The following is a 16053-nucleotide window of genomic DNA, read 5'->3' on the forward strand; positions in this document are numbered from 1 at the left end:
CGTGCGGCGCCGCTGTGTCAGTCGCGAGCGGGATCAGTCCGCTTCCTGCTCCCCGGTGACGGTCAGCGCCAGCGCGTCGTTCGCGGCGTCGACGGCCACGGTGATCGTGTCGCCGTCGCGCACCGCGCCCTGCAGGATCAGGCGGGCGAGCTGGTCGCCGATCTCCTTCTGCACCAGACGCTTCAGCGGACGAGCACCGTAGGCGGGGTCGTAGCCCTTCTCGGCGAGCCAGCGCTCCGCCTGCTCGTCGACGTCCAGGCTGATGCGGCGGTCCTCCAGTCGCTGCGCGACCGAGGCGATCTGCAGGCCCACGATGTGGGTGAGTTCGTCGCGGCCGAGCGGATCGAACATGACGATGTCGTCCAGGCGGTTGAGGAACTCCGGTTTGAAGGCGGCGCGCACGGTCGCCATCACGGCGTCCTCGCGGGCCGACGGCTCCATCTCCTGATTCTGCAGGAACTGCGAACCCAGGTTCGAGGTGAGGATCAGGATGGTGCTGCGGAAGTCCACCGTGCGCCCCTGGCCGTCGGTCAGACGGCCGTCGTCCAGGACCTGCAGCAGGATGTCGAAGATGTCCGCGTGGGCCTTCTCCACCTCGTCCAGCAGGACCACCGAGTAGGGGCGGCGGCGCACCGCCTCGGTCAGCTGACCGCCCTCGTCATAGCCCACATACCCCGGAGGGGCGCCGACGAGACGGGACACCGAGTGCTTCTCGGCGTACTCCGACATGTCGATGCGGATCATGGCGTGCTCGTCGTCGAAGAGGAACTCGGCGAGGGACTTCGCCAGCTCCGTCTTGCCCACACCCGTGGGACCGAGGAACAGGAAGGACCCCGTCGGCCGGTTCGGGTCGGCGATGCCGGCGCGGGAGCGCCTCACCGCATCCGCCACCTCGGCGACGGCGCGCTTCTGCCCGATGAGGCGCTGCCCGATGATGGACTCCATGTCCAGCAGCTTCTGCGTTTCGCTCTTCAGCAGGCGGCCGGCGGGGATGCCGGTCCAGGCGGAGACGACGTCGGCGATGTCGTCCGGTCCAACCTTGTCCGCTACCAGCGGTGCGCGGTCGTCGGCGGTCTCGGCCTGACCGGACTCCTCGGCCTCCTCGGCCTCGGCGAGCTCCTGCTTGAGAGCGGGGATGTCGCCGTAGAGGATCTTGGAGGCGCTCGTCAGGTCGCCGTCGCGCTGGGCGCGGTCGGCCTGCATGCGCAGGTCCTCCAGCTTCGCCTTCAGCTCACCGACCCTGTTCAGGCCGGCCTTCTCGCTCTCCCACCGGGCGGAGAGGGCGTTCATCTCCTCGGTCTTCTCCGCGAGCTGCGACTGGACGTGCTCGAGCTGGGCGCGGGACCCGTCGTCGTCGGAGCCCTGCAGGGCCATCTCCTCCATCTTCAGGCGGTCCACCTGGCGGCGCAGGATGTCCAGCTCCACCGGGGAGGAGTCCAGTTCCATGCGCAGGCGGCTGGCGGCCTCGTCGACCAGGTCGATGGCCTTGTCCGGCAGCTGGCGGGAGGCGATGTAGCGGTCGCTCATCGCGGCTGCCGCGACCAGGGCGGAGTCGGCGATGGTGACCTTGTGGTGCGCCTCGTACTTGTCCTTGAGTCCGCGCAGGATCGTGACGGTGTCCTCCACGGACGGCTCGCCGACGAACACCTGCTGGAAGCGGCGCTCCAGCGCCGGGTCCTTCTCGATGTTCTCGCGGTACTCATCCAGGGTGGTGGCGCCCACCATGCGCAGTTCGCCGCGGGCGAGCATCGGCTTGAGCATGTTGCCGGCGTCCATGGACGAGTCACCGGTGGAGCCGGCGCCGACCACGGTGTGCAGCTCGTCGATGAAGGTGACGATCTGGCCGTTGGACTGGCGGATCTCGTCGAGGACGGCCTTCATCCGCTCCTCGAACTCGCCGCGGTACTTCGACCCGGCGACCATCGAGGACAGGTCCAGGGCGATGAGGGTCTTGCCCTGCAGGGACTGCGGGACGTCACCGGCGACCATGCGCTGGGCGAGGCCCTCGGCGACAGCGGTTTTGCCGACTCCCGGTTCGCCGATGAGCACGGGGTTGTTCTTGGTGCGGCGGGACAGGACCTGGACCACGCGGCGGATCTCGGCGTCGCGGCCGATCACCGGATCGAGCTTGCCCTCGCGGGCTCGGGCGGTGAGGTCGAGTCCGTACTTCTCGAGGCTCTTGAAGGTGCCTTCGGGGTTGGAGCTGTTCACGGGGGTGCCTCCGGTAAGGGTGGTGATGGCGGCGCGCAGGGCCTCTGCGGTGGCGCCGGAGTCGGTCAGGATGTCGCGGGCGGGGCTGGCGGCGGTGGCGATGCCCAGCAGCAGGTGCTCGGTGGAGATGTAGGGCCGGTCGTCCTCGCCGCGGGCGGCGGCGTCGGTGCGCGCGAGTCCGGCTGCTTCACCGGCTGCTTCGAGGGCGTCGTAGCCGTCGCCCTGCACGGTGGGCTTGACCACGGAAGTGCCGCTGACGCGTGGCAGGCCCTCGAGCTCGCGCTCCACGCCCCTGGTGAGGGACGGGATGTCGACGCCGACCTCCCGGAGGGCGGCGGTCGCGATGGAGTCCTCCTGGCCGAGCAGGGCCTTGAGGATGTGCGCCGCAGTGACGGCGGGGTTGCGGCGGGAGGAGGCGGAGTGCGCTGCCTGCTGCACAGCCTCTTCTGAACGGGTGGTGAAGCGGAAGTCCATTCCACGCACTCCTTTCGCTGGTGTCGTTGACAGTGGATCACAGGCCGGTGGGAGTTCCCACGACCATCACTGAGAACAACGACAGCGAAGTTGAGTCTATTCCGCTCAACCCTGCTGACGGGGCGTTTGCGGCCCAGGTCACAGACTGAACGGGCCGCTCCCGCGCCGCTGGGTGTTGCTCGCGCGGCCGCGCAGTCGATCCAGCGCCCTGCGCTCCTTCTTCGTGGGCCGGCCGCTCCCCCGTTCCCGTCTCGGCGGCGCCGCGAACAGCTGCGGGGGCGGCGGCGGGGACACGTCCTCGTACGCGCTCTGCGCGATCGGAGCGCCCACCCTCTTCGCCAGGAGGCGCCGCACCACGAAGATCCGCTCATGCCCGGGCCGACGGATCCTCACCTCATCGCCCACCGCCACCTTCGCCGACGCCTTCGGCACCTCGGAGTTCAGCCGCACATGACCGGCGGTGATCAGGCTCTTCGCCGCCGAACGGGTCTTCGCCAGCCGCACCGCATGCAGCCACACGTCCAGGCGTGCGGAGCTCGGATCGGAGGCAGCGGCGGGGCGGTTCATGCGGCCCACCCTACCGAGCAGGTGAGCGTCCACGGCGCCGTTCGCGCGTGCCGGGCGGACCCCCGGCACTGTTCAGGAAGCATCCCTAGACTCACGGGGACGGAACCCACGGAAGGAGCGGATGCGAGCGTGCCCCAGAGATTCGCGAAGTACTACGCTCCCGGCACAGCGCGCACGGTCACCCCGGAGTTCACCAACGTCCCCGCCGCCATCACCGCGGCCGCCGAGCGGTTCGCGTCGTCGGTCGCCCTCGACTTCCAGGGCCGGACCCTCACCTATCGGCAGCTCGGACAGCAGATCGACATCGCCGCGCAGGGGCTGCTGGACCGCGGCATCCGCAAGGGCGACCGCGTCAGCCTCCTGCTGCCGATGAGCCTGGACGCCGTCATCGCCTTCCATGCCGTTCTGCGGATCGGCGCCGTGGTGGTGCAGCACTCCCCGCACACCCCCGCCGCTCAGCTGTCCCGCTATTTCGACGACTACGAACCGGTGTGCGCCATCGTCTCCGAGGAGCGCCTCGGTGTGCTGACGCGGATCCCGTCGGCCGCGCTGCCGCTGTCCGTGATCGCGGTGCCGCGCCCGCCCTCTCAGCTCGACGTCACGAAGATCTCCCTGACCGGCACCTTCTCCACGCTGAAGAGGACCGCCGCCGTCTCCACCGGGAAGCTCGCGCGGCCCTTCATGAAGCGGGAGAAGCCGGCCGAGAAGGGTGGGGCCGACGGGTTCTACGTCGGCAAGTGGCGGAGCGTGCTCACCTCCGCCCGGATCGACGCCGACCACCCCATGCCCAGCGGCGACGACATCGCCCTGATCATGTACGGAGATGAGGGCGGCCGGCACCCCCTCGGGTCGATCATCACCCATGGGAACCTCTGCGCCATGGCCGCCCAGTCGCTGTCGTGGCTGGCGGACACCCAGCCCGGGCAGGAGGCGAGCCTGGCGATGTGGCCGCTGCACTCCGTGGTGGGCGTGGCCGATGCGCTCACCACGAGCCTGTTCCACGGTCGCCGCGTCATCCTCATCCCCGCCTTCGACCGTGCCGCGGTCGCCAAAGCGGTGAAGAAGCATCGGCCGGTGGTCCTCGCCGCCGATACCGAAGTAGTCGACCACCTCGCCGCCCTCGCCCACGACGGCAAGCTCGACATCGCCAGCATCCGCGTGGCCTTCACACCGACGTCGCGCATCACCGAGGAGACCGCCACGAGCTGGCTGGAGGCCACCCACCAGATGCCGACGATCATCGGCTACGGCCTGGAGGAGTCGTGCGTGGTCGCGGCGATCCCCGGCATCAGCCCCCACCCGGAGGCGATCCGCGCCCTCGCCGCGTTCAGCGACTCGCCCGGCATCGTCGGCATCCCCTTCCCCGCCACCCAGATGCGGGTGGTGGATCCCAGCCACCGCGGCCGCGTCCTGCCCACCGGCGACGCCGGCGAACTGATGGTGAAGGGTCCACAGGTGTTCCACGGCTACTGGGGCCGCCCCGACAAGACCTCTGAGGTGCTCACCGGGGACGGCTGGGTCCTCACCGGCGACATGGCCGTGATGGACGCCGACGGGTTCGTGGAGATCCTCGGCCGGGTCAGCTCCGGCAGGAAGCGCGACTGCCCCACCGGCCAGTAGGCGCGGCGCGCTAGGCTGGGCGCATGTCGACACACATCGGAGCCGAACCCGGCCAGATCGCACCCCATGTCCTGATGCCCGGCGACCCCTACCGGGCCCGCTGGATCGCCGAGGACTTCCTCGAGGACGCCGAGCTCGTCACGGAGGTCCGCGGCATGCTCGGCTACACCGGCACCCACAACGGCCGCCGCGTTACTGCCATGGGCTCCGGCATGGGACAGCCGTCCATCGGCATCTACGCGCAGGAGCTGTTCGCCGAGTACGGCGTCGAGGCCATCATCCGCGTCGGCAGCTGCGGCGGCCTGTCCGAGAAGGTCGCTGTGCGCGACGTCGTCATCGGCTCCGCCGCCTCCACGGACTCCGCGATGAACCGCGCCCGCTTCGGCGACGTCACCTTCGCGCCCACCGCGGACTTCGACCTGATGCGCGCCGCGGTCGACTCCGCGAATGAGCGCGGCCTGCCCGCGGTGGTGGGCGGCCTGTTCTCCTCCGACCAGTTCTACAACCCGCGCACCGACATCACCGCGACCCTCGCCGGCTACGGCGTGCTCGGCGTCGAGATGGAGGCATCGGCCCTGTACACCCTCGCCGCGCAGTTCGACCGCCGCGCCCTCTCCATCTGCACCGTGTCCGATCACCTCATCACCGGTGAGGAGACCAGTGCGCAGGAGCGGCAGGAGACCTTCTCCGACATGGTCGTCATGGCGCTGGATGCGCTGCACACCCTGGACGTCAGCACCCACTGAGCCGGTCGGGCACACGGAAGGGGCGGAGCCTCTTGGCTCCGCCCCTTCCGTCATCGAGGACTCAGCGCGGCGGCTGAGACAGCGCGCGACGCGTGGTCAGTCGAGCAGTTCCTCGGAATCGTTCTTGTGGCGCGGGATCACCGCGAAGGTGATGTACAGCGCGACCAGGCACATGGCCAGGCCGATGATGAAGTACCAGTTCCACACGGTGTAGAGGCTCAGCACCCACAGGCCGGCGGTGAACAGCAGGAACAGCGGGATGAACATCGCGAGCGACGAACCGAGGCTGTTGCCCTCACCGGTCTGGTTGGCTTCGCGCCTCTCGTCCACGGTGTGCGAGCCCTCGGCTCCCCGAACGTCCGAAGCGGCGTATGCGTTCATCGATCCTCCAAAATCACGGCTGTACCGTTACCATCTTAGGCGATGGAGCCACCGCGCGCGAACCTGACGTGATGCCCACGAAGCGAGCGAACAGTTCGGCGGCGTCCGCGCGCGTCTCCGGATGGAACTGGACGGCGAGGACCGGCGCACCGGAGGTCGACTGCACCGCATGCACAACCCCCGAGGCGTGGCGCGCCACCACGCGCAGCCCCCGCCCCAGGGCGTCGATCGCCTGGTGGTGGAACGCGCTGACGGTCGGTGCGGTGCCGAGCGCCAGCGCCACGTCGCTGTCCGCGTCGACCTCGATCGGCACCTCGGTGAGCTGCTGGTCACTGCGCGGGTACGCGAGATCCTCATCCGCGAGGTGCTGGATGAGGGTGCCGCCGCGCGCCACGTTGATGATCTGCAGGCCGCGGCAGATGCCGAGCACGGGGATGCCGTTCTCCTCGGCGGCCTGAGCGAGCTCGATCTCGAACGCGTCGCGCGCCTCGTCGGCGGCGAAGTCCGTCGGCAGAGCACCCGCGCCGTAGCGCGCGGGGTCGATGTCGGTGCCGCCGGTGATGACGATGCCGTCGAGGTCGGCGAGCTCGTCGGCGCTCCACACCTCACCGGGCGTCAGGATCACGGGCCGTCCGCCGGCTTCGCGGATGGCGGTGGTGTAGTTGGTGGTCACGGCGGTGGCCTCGTACCCGGCCCAGGCGCCGTCGGTGAGCGTGCGCGTGCCGGCGGTGATGCCGATGAGGGGCCGACGGGTGCGGCCGGTGGCGGTGTCCGCGCTGGGGGCGGCGGTGCTGCCGATGAAGGCGGACATGCGGATGGCGTCCTTGTGAGAAGCAGTGTCATGTGCAGCGATGTTGCTCATTGCGCCATCCTTTCCGTGTCATTCGGCGGTGCTCGGCGGCCCCGCAGTGGTGCTGTGCTCCCCCGCTGCCGCGAGGGTTCCCCCAGTTCACTGCACGGGACGGGTCCGTCACAATCTGCATGGCCGAATGTGAACACGTCGCGAACCGGGCCCGGGCGCGCCGTCAGCCGCACCCGGGCCGGGCTCGGTCTGCTCAGCCGCGGGAGGCGATCGCTGCGCCCTCGGTCAGCGACTCGAGCTTCGCCCAGGCGATGTCCGGGTGGATGCGGCCGCCGAACCCGCAGTCAGAGGATCCGATGACGCGCTCCGGTCCCACGATGTCGGCGAAGCGGCGCAGGCGCTGCGCCACGAGTTCCGGATGCTCCACCACGTTGGTGGCGTGCGAGACCACGCCGGGCATGATGACGCGGCCCGCGGGCAGCTCGATGTCCTTCCACACCACCCATTCGTGCTCATGGCGCACATTGCCGGCCTCGAAGCTGAAGTACTTCGCGTTGATCTGCAGCATCAGCTCCGCGATGTGGCGGAACTCGATGTCGGTGGTGTGGGGGCCGTGCCAGGAGCCCCAGCAGAGGTGGAAGCGCACCTGCTCCTGCGGGATCCCCTCCAGTGCCCGGTTGATCGCATCGACCCGCTTCTGGGTGAACGCGAGGTAGTCCTCGATGGTGGGTTCGGGGTTGATCTGGTCCCAGTTCTCCGCGATCGACGGATCATCGATCTGCAGCAGAAGTCCGGAGTCCGCGATCGCGCGGTACTCCTCGCGCATGACCTGCACCCACGCCTCGATGAACGCGTCCTCATCGCCGTAGTGGTCATCGGCGATGCGGGCACCGGAGCCCGGTGAGAGGGAGGAGAGGAAGCCCTGGTCGTACCCTGCGGCGTCGAGCGCGGAGCGGAAGTTGCGGGTGTCCGCCGCGGCGAACTCCCGGCCGAGGTCGGTGTAGCTGATGGCGGAGGTGGCGGCCGGGAACACCTTCTGTGCGCCGACCGTGATGCCGGACTCCGGGTCGTTGTAGGCGTCGGCGAAGCGGACCCAGTCGCGGCGGTCGGGGAACGAGGTGAGGCGGATGCGGCCCGGTTCGGAGCGCTTGGGCTCACTGTGCTGGTGGTCCTCGCCCGTGATCTCCAGGCCGGCGGTGCGGCCGAAGATGTACGACCACCAGGAGCCGTAGTTGACGCCGGTGGACATGTCCTTGCCGTATTCGCCGTCTCCGGGAATGGAGATGCCGATGTCCTTCTGGCGCTGCACCACCGAGGCGACGGCGTCGCGCAGCGTCTCGGCGAACTCGTCCGTGATGACGGGGGTGATCCCGTCGGCCTCGAGGGGCCGTTCAGCGTTGGCGGTGATCAGTTCGGGGGTGCGGGGAAGGGAGCCCGCGTGCGTTGTCTCGATGGTCATGTCGCCACAGTAGCGGGACGGCATGACGCCCCGTGAACCGGAGTTCACGGGGCGTCATGATCAGTCACATCTCAGCGGCTGAGCCGCGGCGATCACTCGCCGCCGACGGTGCCGGAGAAGTCACCCCAGGTGGGGACGAGGTTGCGGTCGCCGAAGGCCTGCTCGATGCGGCGCACAACCGGCCAGTACTTGGCCTGGATGCGCATGGCGCGGTTCGAGTGGCAGCCCTTGACGTCCTCGCTGTTGTCCACGCCCGGGTAGACGGCGACCTCGCGGGAGTACGGGTGCTCCCACTCGGATGCCGATGCGCACTCAGCGGTGTGCGGAGCGTTGACCAGCGGGTTGTCGTCCTTCGGCCACTCGCCGGAGAGGACCTTCTCAGCCTCGTCGTACATGGCGAGCATAGCGTCGGCGAAGCGATCGAGCTCCTGCAGGTCCTCGGACTCCGTCGGCTCCACCATGAACGTGCCCGCAACCGGGAAGCTCATGGTCGGAGCGTGGAAGCCGTAGTCGATGAGGCGCTTGGCCATATCGTCCACGGTGATGCCCGTGCGGGCGGTGAACGGACGCAGGTCCACGATGCACTCGTGGGCCACGAGGCCGTTCTCACCCGTGTACAGGATCTCGAACTTCTCGCTGAGGCGCTTCGCCAGGTAGTTCGCGCCGAGCACGGCGGAGCTGGTGGCGTGGCGGATGCCCTCGGCGCCCATCATGCGGATGTACGCCCAGGAGATCGGCAGGATCGACGCGGAGCCGTACGGTGCCTGCGACACCGGAGCGCCGCCGTGCACCTGCTCGCCTTCGCCCACCACCGGATGCTCCGGCTTCTGGATCTGCGGGTGACCCGGCAGGAACGGAGCGAGGTGCGCCTTGGCTGCGACCGGACCGACGCCCGGGCCGCCGCCGCCGTGCGGGATGCAGAAGGTCTTGTGCAGGTTCAGGTGCGAGACGTCGCCGCCGAACTCGCCCGGGCGGGCGACCTGCAGCAGCGCGGTTGCGTTCGCACCGTCGACGTACACCTGACCGCCGGCATCGTGCACCAGCTGGCAGATGGTGCGGACCTCGGACTCGTACACGCCGTGCGTGGACGGGTAGGTGATCATGATCGCGGCGAGCTCATCGCCGTGGTCCTTGATCTTCTGCTTGAGGTCGTCGACGTCGATGTTGCCGTTGGCGTCCGAGGCGACGACCACCACGCGCATGCCGACGATCGCAGCCGAAGCGGCGTTCGTGCCGTGCGCGGAGGACGGCACGACGCAGACGTCGCGCTGCGATTCGCCGCGCGAGTTGTGGTACGCCTTGATCGCCAGCAGACCGGCGACCTCACCCTGGGAGCCGGCGTTCGGCTGCAGGGAGACGGTGTCGTAGCCGGTGAGGTCGGCGAGCCACTCCTCCAGCTGAGTGATCATCTCGAGGTAGCCCTCCACGTCCTCGACGGGCGCGAACGGGTGGACGGAGTTGAACTCCGGCCAGGTGATCGCAGCCATCTCGGTGGCGGAGTTGAGCTTCATCGTGCAGGAGCCCAGCGGGATCATGCCGCGGTCCAGGCCGTAGTCGCGGTCCGAGAGACGACGCAGGTAGCGCATCATCGCGGTCTCGGAGTGGAACGACTGGAAGACCGGGTGCTGCAGGAAGGAGGTCTCGCGCACGAGGCCGCCCCATGCGTCGCCGCTCTTCACGGCGCCGTCCTCGATCTCGCCCTTGGCGGAGCCGAACTCGCCGAACACGCCGGCGATGGCCTTCAGGTCCTCGGCGGTGACGGTCTCGTCCAGCGACAGCTGCACGGTGTCATCGTCGACGACGTGGATGAGCATCTCGGCCTTCTTGAAGGCCTCGTAGATGTCCTTGGCCCTGCCCGGTGCCTCGATGCGCAGGGTGTCGAAGAACGCTTCGTGCTTCAGGGTGAAGCCGGCGTCCTTCAGCCATGCGGCGAGGGTCGCGGTGCGGTCGGCGGTCTGACGCGCCAGGGCGGTCAGGCCGTCCGGGCCGTGGTAGACGGCGTACATCGATGCCATCACCGCGAGGAGTACCTGCGCGGTGGTGATGTTCGAGGTCGCCTTCTCACGACGGATGTGCTGCTCGCGGGTCTGCAGGGACAGACGGTACGCGGGGTTGCCGTCGGCGTCCTTGGAGATGCCCACCAGGCGGCCCGGCAGCTGGCGCTTGAGGTCGTCGTTGACGGCCACGAACGCGGCGTGCGGACCACCGAAGCCGAGCGGAACACCGAAGCGCTGGGAGGTGCCCATGACGACATCGGCGCCCATCTCGCCCGGGGACTTCAGCAGCGTCAGAGCGAGCAGGTCCGCTGCCACGATGACAACGGCCTTGGACTTCTTGAGCTCGGCGATGACCTCGGTGGCGTCCCAGACCCGGCCGGAAGCGCCCGGGTACTGGATCAGGGCACCGAAGAAGTCGCCCTCGGGTGCACCGTCGTTCGCGAAGTCCACGTACTTGAGCTCGAAGCCGAGGATGTCGGCACGGCCCTCGAGGACGTAGCGGGTGGTCGGCAGGACGTCCGCGTCCACGAGGAACACGTTGGACTTCTGGCGACGGTTCTGACGACGGGCGAGCATCATGCTCTCAGCGGCCGCGGAGGCCTCGTCGAGCATCGATGCGTTGGACAGATCCATGCCGGTGAGGTCGGCGATCATCGTCTGGAAGTTCATCAGCGACTCCAGACGACCCTGGGAGATCTCCGGCTGGTACGGCGTGTAGGCCGTGTACCAGCCCGGGTTCTCCAGGATGTTGCGCTGGATGACCGACGGCGTGTGTGTGCCGTAGTAGCCCAGGCCGATCAGCGAGCGCTTCGCGTTGTTCTTCTTCGCGAAGCCGCGCAGCTCCTCGAGGGTCGCGGACTCGGTCGCTGCCTCCGGCAGGATCGAGTCGGGCTCCTCACCGAGGTAGATCGTGCTGGGCACGGCCTTCTCCATGAGCTCCGAGAGCGACGAGACGCCGAGCGCCTTGAGCATGTGCTCCTGGTCGTTCGCGGTGGTGCCCACGTGGCGGCGGACAAACGAATGCTGGCCGTAGATGGCCTCGTTCATATCAGACATCAGTTGAGAGTGGCCCCTATCAGGACTGGGTGAGCTTGTCGTACTCGTCCTTGGACATGAGGTCATCGGGAAGGGATTCGACCTTCACCTTGATGAGCCATGCCGCACCGAACGGATCTTCGTTGACCTTCTCGGGTTCGTCGACGACGTCCTCGTTGATCTCGATGACCTCACCGGTGACCGGGGAGAAGAGGTCGGAGACGCTCTTGGTGGACTCGATCTCGCCCATCTCGGTGTGCGCCTCGACGCTGTCGCCCACCTCGGGCAGGTCAACGTAGACGACGTCGCCCAGCTGGTCAGCGGCGAAATCGGTCACGCCGACGACGACGGTGTCGCCCTCTTCGCGAACCCATTCGTGGTCCTTGGAAAACTTGAGATCAGACATGGTCATTTCCTTTCAATTGTGGAAAAGAGTGGAAAGCTCTGGAGGGATTACTTCTCGCGGGAGTAGAACGGGAGGTTGACCACCGTGGCGGGCAGGGTCTTGCCGCGGACGTCGATCTCCAGCTTGGTGCCCGGCTCGGCGAACTTCGGATCCACGTAGCCCAGGGCGATCGGGTAGCCGAGGGTCGGCGAGAGTGCGCCGGAGCTCACGTGGCCGATCTCGGTGCCGGACTCGTCCTTGATGCTGTAGCCGGCGCGCGCTGCGCGACGGCCCTCAGCGGTCATGCCCACGAGGACGGGCATGTCGCTGAAGTCCTTGCCTTCGAGGGCCTCGCGGCCGACGAAGTCGTCCTTCGACTTGAACGCAACCACGCGACCGAGACCGGCCTGCGCGGGGAAGAGGTCCTCGGACAGCTCGTTGCCGTACAGCGGCATACCGGCCTCGAGGCGGAGGGAGTCGCGGCAGGCGAGACCGCACGGGAGGATGCCCTCGCCGCCGATGGTCTCCATGGCCTTCCACAGGTCCACGGCGCTCTCGTTCGGGACGTACAGCTCGAAGCCGTCCTCACCGGTGTAGCCGGTGCGGGCGATCAGCAGGCGCTTGCCCTGGTAGGTGCCCTCGAGGATGCGGTAGTACTTGAGCTCGGCGAGCTCGTCGAGGTCGACCTCGACCTCGTCGGACTTCGCAAACTCCTCGACGATGTCGGCGGACTTCGGGCCCTGCACGGCGACCAGTGCGGTCTGCTCGGACTGGTCCTCGACCTTGACGTCGAAGCCTTCTGCGCGCTTGACGAGCTGCTCGGCGTCCACGAGGCGGTTGCCGGCGTTGGGGACGGTCATGAACTCGTCCTCGCTGAGGCGGTAGACGATGAGGTCGTCGATGATGCCGCCCTGGTCATTGAGCAGCAGGGTGTACTTCGCGCGGCCGATCTGCATGCTGGAGAGCTTGCCGGCGAGGGCGTAGTCGAGGGCCTCCCCGGCCTGCGGGCCGGTGAAGAACACTTCGCCCATGTGGGAGAGGTCGAACTGACCGGCCGAGTCGCGGACCGCAGCGTGCTCCGCCTTGTCGGAGGTGTAGCGCACGGGCATGTTCCAGCCGGCGAAGTCGGTGAACGACGCTCCCAGCTCCTGGTGGACTTCCTGGAGGGGTGTGCGAAGAAGCTCATCAGCGGACATTAAGACTCCTAGATCTGCGCAATGCGCGTACAACACATTGTTCCATCGATCCCGGTCCCGAGAATTCGCACAACCTGCGACCAGCGCTGGACCGGGCTGCTGGCGCCACTCTACTAGGGATTCCTGGACCGGCCGTCCTGCCGCCTGGCCTAGGCTGACGGCGTGAAGACTGAGGGTACGAACGTATGGCCCGTCCGCTTGACAACGGACCGGCTGTCGATCAGGGAGCCGTCGGAGCGCGACCGCCCCGCCCTCATCGAGCTGATCACCGCTGATCGCGCCCGCGACTACCTCGGCGGCGCCGTCGGCTTCGCCTCCCGGCAGGCCCTGGAGCTCTCGCCTCTCGGCCTGACCTGGGGCCGATGGGTGATCGCGGCAACATCTGCCGACGGAGTCGAGGATCACACTGACGATGCACCGGCGGACCGCATGCTGGGCATCGTCACCCTCAGCTACGACCGCGAAGAGCTGGAGCTGACGTACGCGCTGCTGCCGAACTGCGTCGGGTTCGGATACGCCGCGGAGGCGTGCCGCGCTGTTCTCGACTGGGCGGCGGAGAACCTGCCGGATGAGCACGTGATCGCGGTGACCGCCTCGCGCAACAAACGCAGCGTGGCGCTGCTGAAGCGCCTCGGCTTCACGACCCGGAAGGGACTGACGGAGTTCGGCGAGCAGTGCCTGCTGATGGAGCGACCCCTGGCGCTGGACTGACCGGAATCAGAACGGCTCGAGGAAGGGGTTGCGCCGCTCCTTGTCGCGCAGCTGCGCCCAGCGCGGCAGCACCGTGTGGGCGTCCTCGGCGATGACGTGATCGAACACGGCGCTGACGCTGGAGGCCGTGGCGTGCGGGTCGATGCACACGGTGACGGCGCCGCAGGAGCGGGCCAGCGGAGCCAGCAGCGCGGCCGGCGCGACCGTGTGGGAGGTGCCGACGGCGAGGAACACATCACAGCTGCGCGCGGCGCGCTCGGCCGCCTCGATGACGGCGACGTCCAGCATTTCGCCGAACAGCACCACGTCCGGTCGGGTGCGCGCACCGCACAGGGGGCAGGCCGACGGGGCCCCGTACCGCTCGGGCAGATCCCGCGGGACGGCGCCCGCTTCCCCGGCGACGAGGTCGGCGCGCCACGGGCAGTCGTCGTTCAGGCAGCGGGCATGGGCGGCGCTGCCGTGGAGTTCGGCGACATCGCGGCTGCCGGCGACCTGATGGAGGCCGTCCACGTTCTGGGTGAGGACCTGCGCGCCGATCCGGGCGAGCGCCCGGTGGCCGGGCGTGGGGCCGATGACCGCGGCGGTCTCGAACACGCCGCCCCACACTTGCCACAGATGATCGAGGCTGTCCGGCAGGGCGGCGACGTCCATGGACGCCTCCAGCAGCGGGTCCTCCTCCCAGAGGCCGCCCGGGCCGCGGAATGTGCGCAGGCCGGCCGCCGCGCTGAGGCCCGCCCCGGTGAGGGCGACCACGCGGCGGTGATGGGGGCGGAGTTCGAAGGCACGCGTCTGCACACCCCCATGCTAGCGCCCGCTCAGATGAGGATCGCGGGATCGGTTCCGGCGGACTCCTCGCGGTGAACGGTCGGATCCAGCGGGCGTGAGCGGGCTGGGATTCCGACAGCGGAGGACTCCGTCGGCACGTCGCTGACCACCACGGCGTTCGCGCCGATCCGTGACCGCGCGCCGATCTCGACGGGGCCGAGGATGCGCGCACCCGCGCCGACGATCACGCCGTCCCCCACGGTGGGGTGGCGCTTGGTCTGCTCGAGGGAGCGCCCGCCGAGCGTGACCTGGTGGTAGAGCATGACGTCGTCGCCGACCTCGGCGGTCTCGCCGATGACGACCCCCATGCCGTGGTCGATGAAGAAGCGCCGCCCGATCCGCGCACCCGGGTGGATCTCCACACCGGTGGCGGCGCGGCTCACCTGCGACAGGGCGCGGGCGGCGAAGCGCAGGCGGGGCCGCTGCCAGAGCCGGTGGGAGATGCGGTGGGTCCAGACCGCGTGCAGCCCGGGGTACAGCAGGGCGATCTCGAGGTCGCTGCGTGCGGCGGGGTCGCGCTCGCGCGCGCCCTGCAGGTCCTCGCGGAGCTGCTCGCGCACGGCGGTCAGGGAGCGGGCGGCGCGGCGGATCATCAGTCGAGGTACTCCGAGAACAGCGGGGTGGACAGGTACCGCTCGCCGAAGCTGGGGATCATCACGACGATGAGCTTGCCGGCCATGTCATCGCGGGAGCCGAGCTCGATGGCCGCTTCGACGGCGGCGCCGGAGGAGATGCCGACGAGCAGGCCTTCGGAGCGGGCGACGCTGCGGGCGCGCTCCATGGCCTTCTCGCCTTCGACGGCGATGACCTCGTCGTACACCTCGGTGTCGAGCACCTCGGGCACGAAGTTCGCGCCGAGACCCTGGATCTTGTGGGGGCCGGCGCTGCCGCCGGACAGCAGCGGCGACTCGGCGGGCTCCACAGCGACGATGCGGACGTCCGGCTTGCGCTCCTTGAGCACCTGGCCGACGCCGGTGATGGTGCCGCCGGTGCCGACGCCGGCGACGAGCGCGTCCACGGTTCCGTCGGTGTCGCGCCAGATCTCCTCCGCCGTCGTGGCGCGATGGATCTCGCGGTTGGCCTGGTTGGCGAACTGGCGCACGAGGACGCCGCCGGTCTCCTCGGCGAGCTCTTCGGCCCTCTGAACGGCGCCCTTCATGCCGCCGGCGGGCTCGGTGAGTTCGATCTGGGCGCCGAAGGCACGCAGCAGCGCCCGGCGCTCCTTGGACATCGAGGCGGGCATGGTGAGGATGACGCGGTAGCCGCGGGAGGAGCCGATCATGGCCAGGGCGATGCCGGTGTTGCCGGAGGTGGCTTCGATGATGGTGCCGCCGGGCGTGAGCTGCCCGGACTCCTCCGCAGCGTTGATCATCGCCGCGCCGATGCGGTCCTTGACGGATGCGCCGGGGTTGGAGAACTCGATCTTGGCGACCACGGTGGCCCGGACGGCATCGGGCAGGTGGTTGAGGCGGACGAGCGGGGTGTTGCCGACGAGGTCGGAGACGCTGGAATGGATGCGCACGCGGATCAGCTCCTGTTCTGGGTGGGTGGGTGGATGAGTGCCGACGGATGCACCGCCTTCACTTTTGGTCACCCTAAGTTGCTCTTATGGCTCCATCCTATGCCGCCGTCCCTGAGCGACCA

At 68.9% G+C, this 16053-nt stretch carries 14 protein-coding genes; 3 read left to right on the top strand and 11 right to left on the bottom strand.

Annotation, left to right across the window (positions count from 1 at the left end; translation table 11 throughout):
• Positions 1–33: 33 nt before the first annotated feature.
• Both clpB and R3I40_RS06360 read right to left on the bottom strand, forming a co-directional pair.
• Entirely contained in the window at positions 34–2685 is a 2652-nt protein-coding gene (clpB, locus tag R3I40_RS06355; protein WP_285262168.1) for an ATP-dependent chaperone ClpB, read from the bottom strand.
• Between the two features lie 138 nt (positions 2686–2823).
• Positions 2824–3252, bottom strand: coding sequence for an Hsp15 family ribosome-associated heat shock protein (locus tag R3I40_RS06360; protein WP_183374934.1), 429 nt, complete (start codon positions 3250–3252; stop codon positions 2824–2826).
• A 129-nt stretch (positions 3253–3381) separates the two neighbouring features.
• Between R3I40_RS06360 and R3I40_RS06365 the strand changes: the two genes are divergently transcribed.
• Positions 3382–4872 (top strand): AMP-binding protein, encoded by a 1491-nt coding sequence (locus R3I40_RS06365; RefSeq protein ID WP_285262167.1) that lies wholly within the window; start codon positions 3382–3384, stop codon positions 4870–4872.
• A 23-nt stretch (positions 4873–4895) separates the two neighbouring features.
• Positions 4896–5618 (top strand): purine-nucleoside phosphorylase, encoded by a 723-nt coding sequence (gene deoD / locus R3I40_RS06370; RefSeq protein WP_183374938.1) that lies wholly within the window; start codon positions 4896–4898, stop codon positions 5616–5618.
• Between the two features lie 96 nt (positions 5619–5714).
• Here the strand turns inward: deoD and R3I40_RS06375 are convergent, their stop codons facing one another.
• The 6 genes from R3I40_RS06375 to gcvT form a co-directional block, all read right to left on the bottom strand.
• On the bottom strand, positions 5715–5999 hold the full coding sequence (locus tag R3I40_RS06375; protein WP_221187102.1) for a hypothetical protein: 285 nt from the start codon (positions 5997–5999) through the stop codon (positions 5715–5717).
• Between the two features lie 13 nt (positions 6000–6012).
• Entirely contained in the window at positions 6013–6861 is an 849-nt protein-coding gene (locus tag R3I40_RS06380; protein ID WP_239374182.1) for a gamma-glutamyl-gamma-aminobutyrate hydrolase family protein, read from the bottom strand.
• Between the two features lie 193 nt (positions 6862–7054).
• Positions 7055–8260 carry a cobalamin-independent methionine synthase II family protein gene (locus R3I40_RS06385; RefSeq protein ID WP_285262166.1) on the bottom strand — a complete coding sequence of 402 codons (1206 nt, stop codon included), beginning with the start codon at positions 8258–8260 and terminating at the stop codon, positions 7055–7057.
• 92 nt (positions 8261–8352) lie between these two features.
• Positions 8353–11313 (bottom strand): aminomethyl-transferring glycine dehydrogenase, encoded by a 2961-nt coding sequence (gene gcvP / locus R3I40_RS06390; protein ID WP_285262165.1) that lies wholly within the window; start codon positions 11311–11313, stop codon positions 8353–8355.
• Between the two features lie 19 nt (positions 11314–11332).
• Entirely contained in the window at positions 11333–11698 is a 366-nt protein-coding gene (gene gcvH, locus R3I40_RS06395; RefSeq protein ID WP_221187103.1) for a glycine cleavage system protein GcvH, read from the bottom strand.
• Between the two features lie 47 nt (positions 11699–11745).
• Positions 11746–12873, bottom strand: coding sequence for a glycine cleavage system aminomethyltransferase GcvT (gene gcvT, locus R3I40_RS06400; protein ID WP_183374948.1), 1128 nt, complete (start codon positions 12871–12873; stop codon positions 11746–11748).
• A 162-nt stretch (positions 12874–13035) separates the two neighbouring features.
• Between gcvT and R3I40_RS06405 the strand changes: the two genes are divergently transcribed.
• Entirely contained in the window at positions 13036–13584 is a 549-nt protein-coding gene (locus R3I40_RS06405) for a GNAT family N-acetyltransferase (RefSeq protein ID WP_285262164.1), read from the top strand.
• Positions 13585–13590: 6 nt separating this feature from the next.
• On the opposite strand, the gene R3I40_RS06410 is transcribed toward R3I40_RS06405, so the two are convergent.
• From R3I40_RS06410 to cysK, 3 genes are read right to left on the bottom strand one after another with little or no spacing between them, the layout of a single operon-like run.
• The gene (locus R3I40_RS06410; protein WP_285262163.1) at positions 13591–14379 is read right to left on the bottom strand and encodes an SIR2 family NAD-dependent protein deacylase; all 789 of its coding nucleotides are present in this window, start codon (positions 14377–14379) and stop codon (positions 13591–13593) included.
• Between the two features lie 20 nt (positions 14380–14399).
• On the bottom strand, positions 14400–15002 hold the full coding sequence (gene epsC, locus R3I40_RS06415; RefSeq protein WP_183374954.1) for a serine O-acetyltransferase EpsC: 603 nt from the start codon (positions 15000–15002) through the stop codon (positions 14400–14402).
• Positions 15002–15931, bottom strand: coding sequence for a cysteine synthase A (gene cysK / locus R3I40_RS06420; RefSeq protein ID WP_183374956.1), 930 nt, complete (start codon positions 15929–15931; stop codon positions 15002–15004). Before cysK ends, epsC begins: the two co-directional genes overlap by 1 nt.
• Positions 15932–16053 lie beyond the last annotated feature (122 nt).

The sequence above is a fragment of the Helcobacillus massiliensis genome, assembly GCF_033106145.1.
GTDB classification, from domain to species: Bacteria; Actinomycetota; Actinomycetes; order Actinomycetales; family Dermabacteraceae; genus Helcobacillus; species Helcobacillus massiliensis.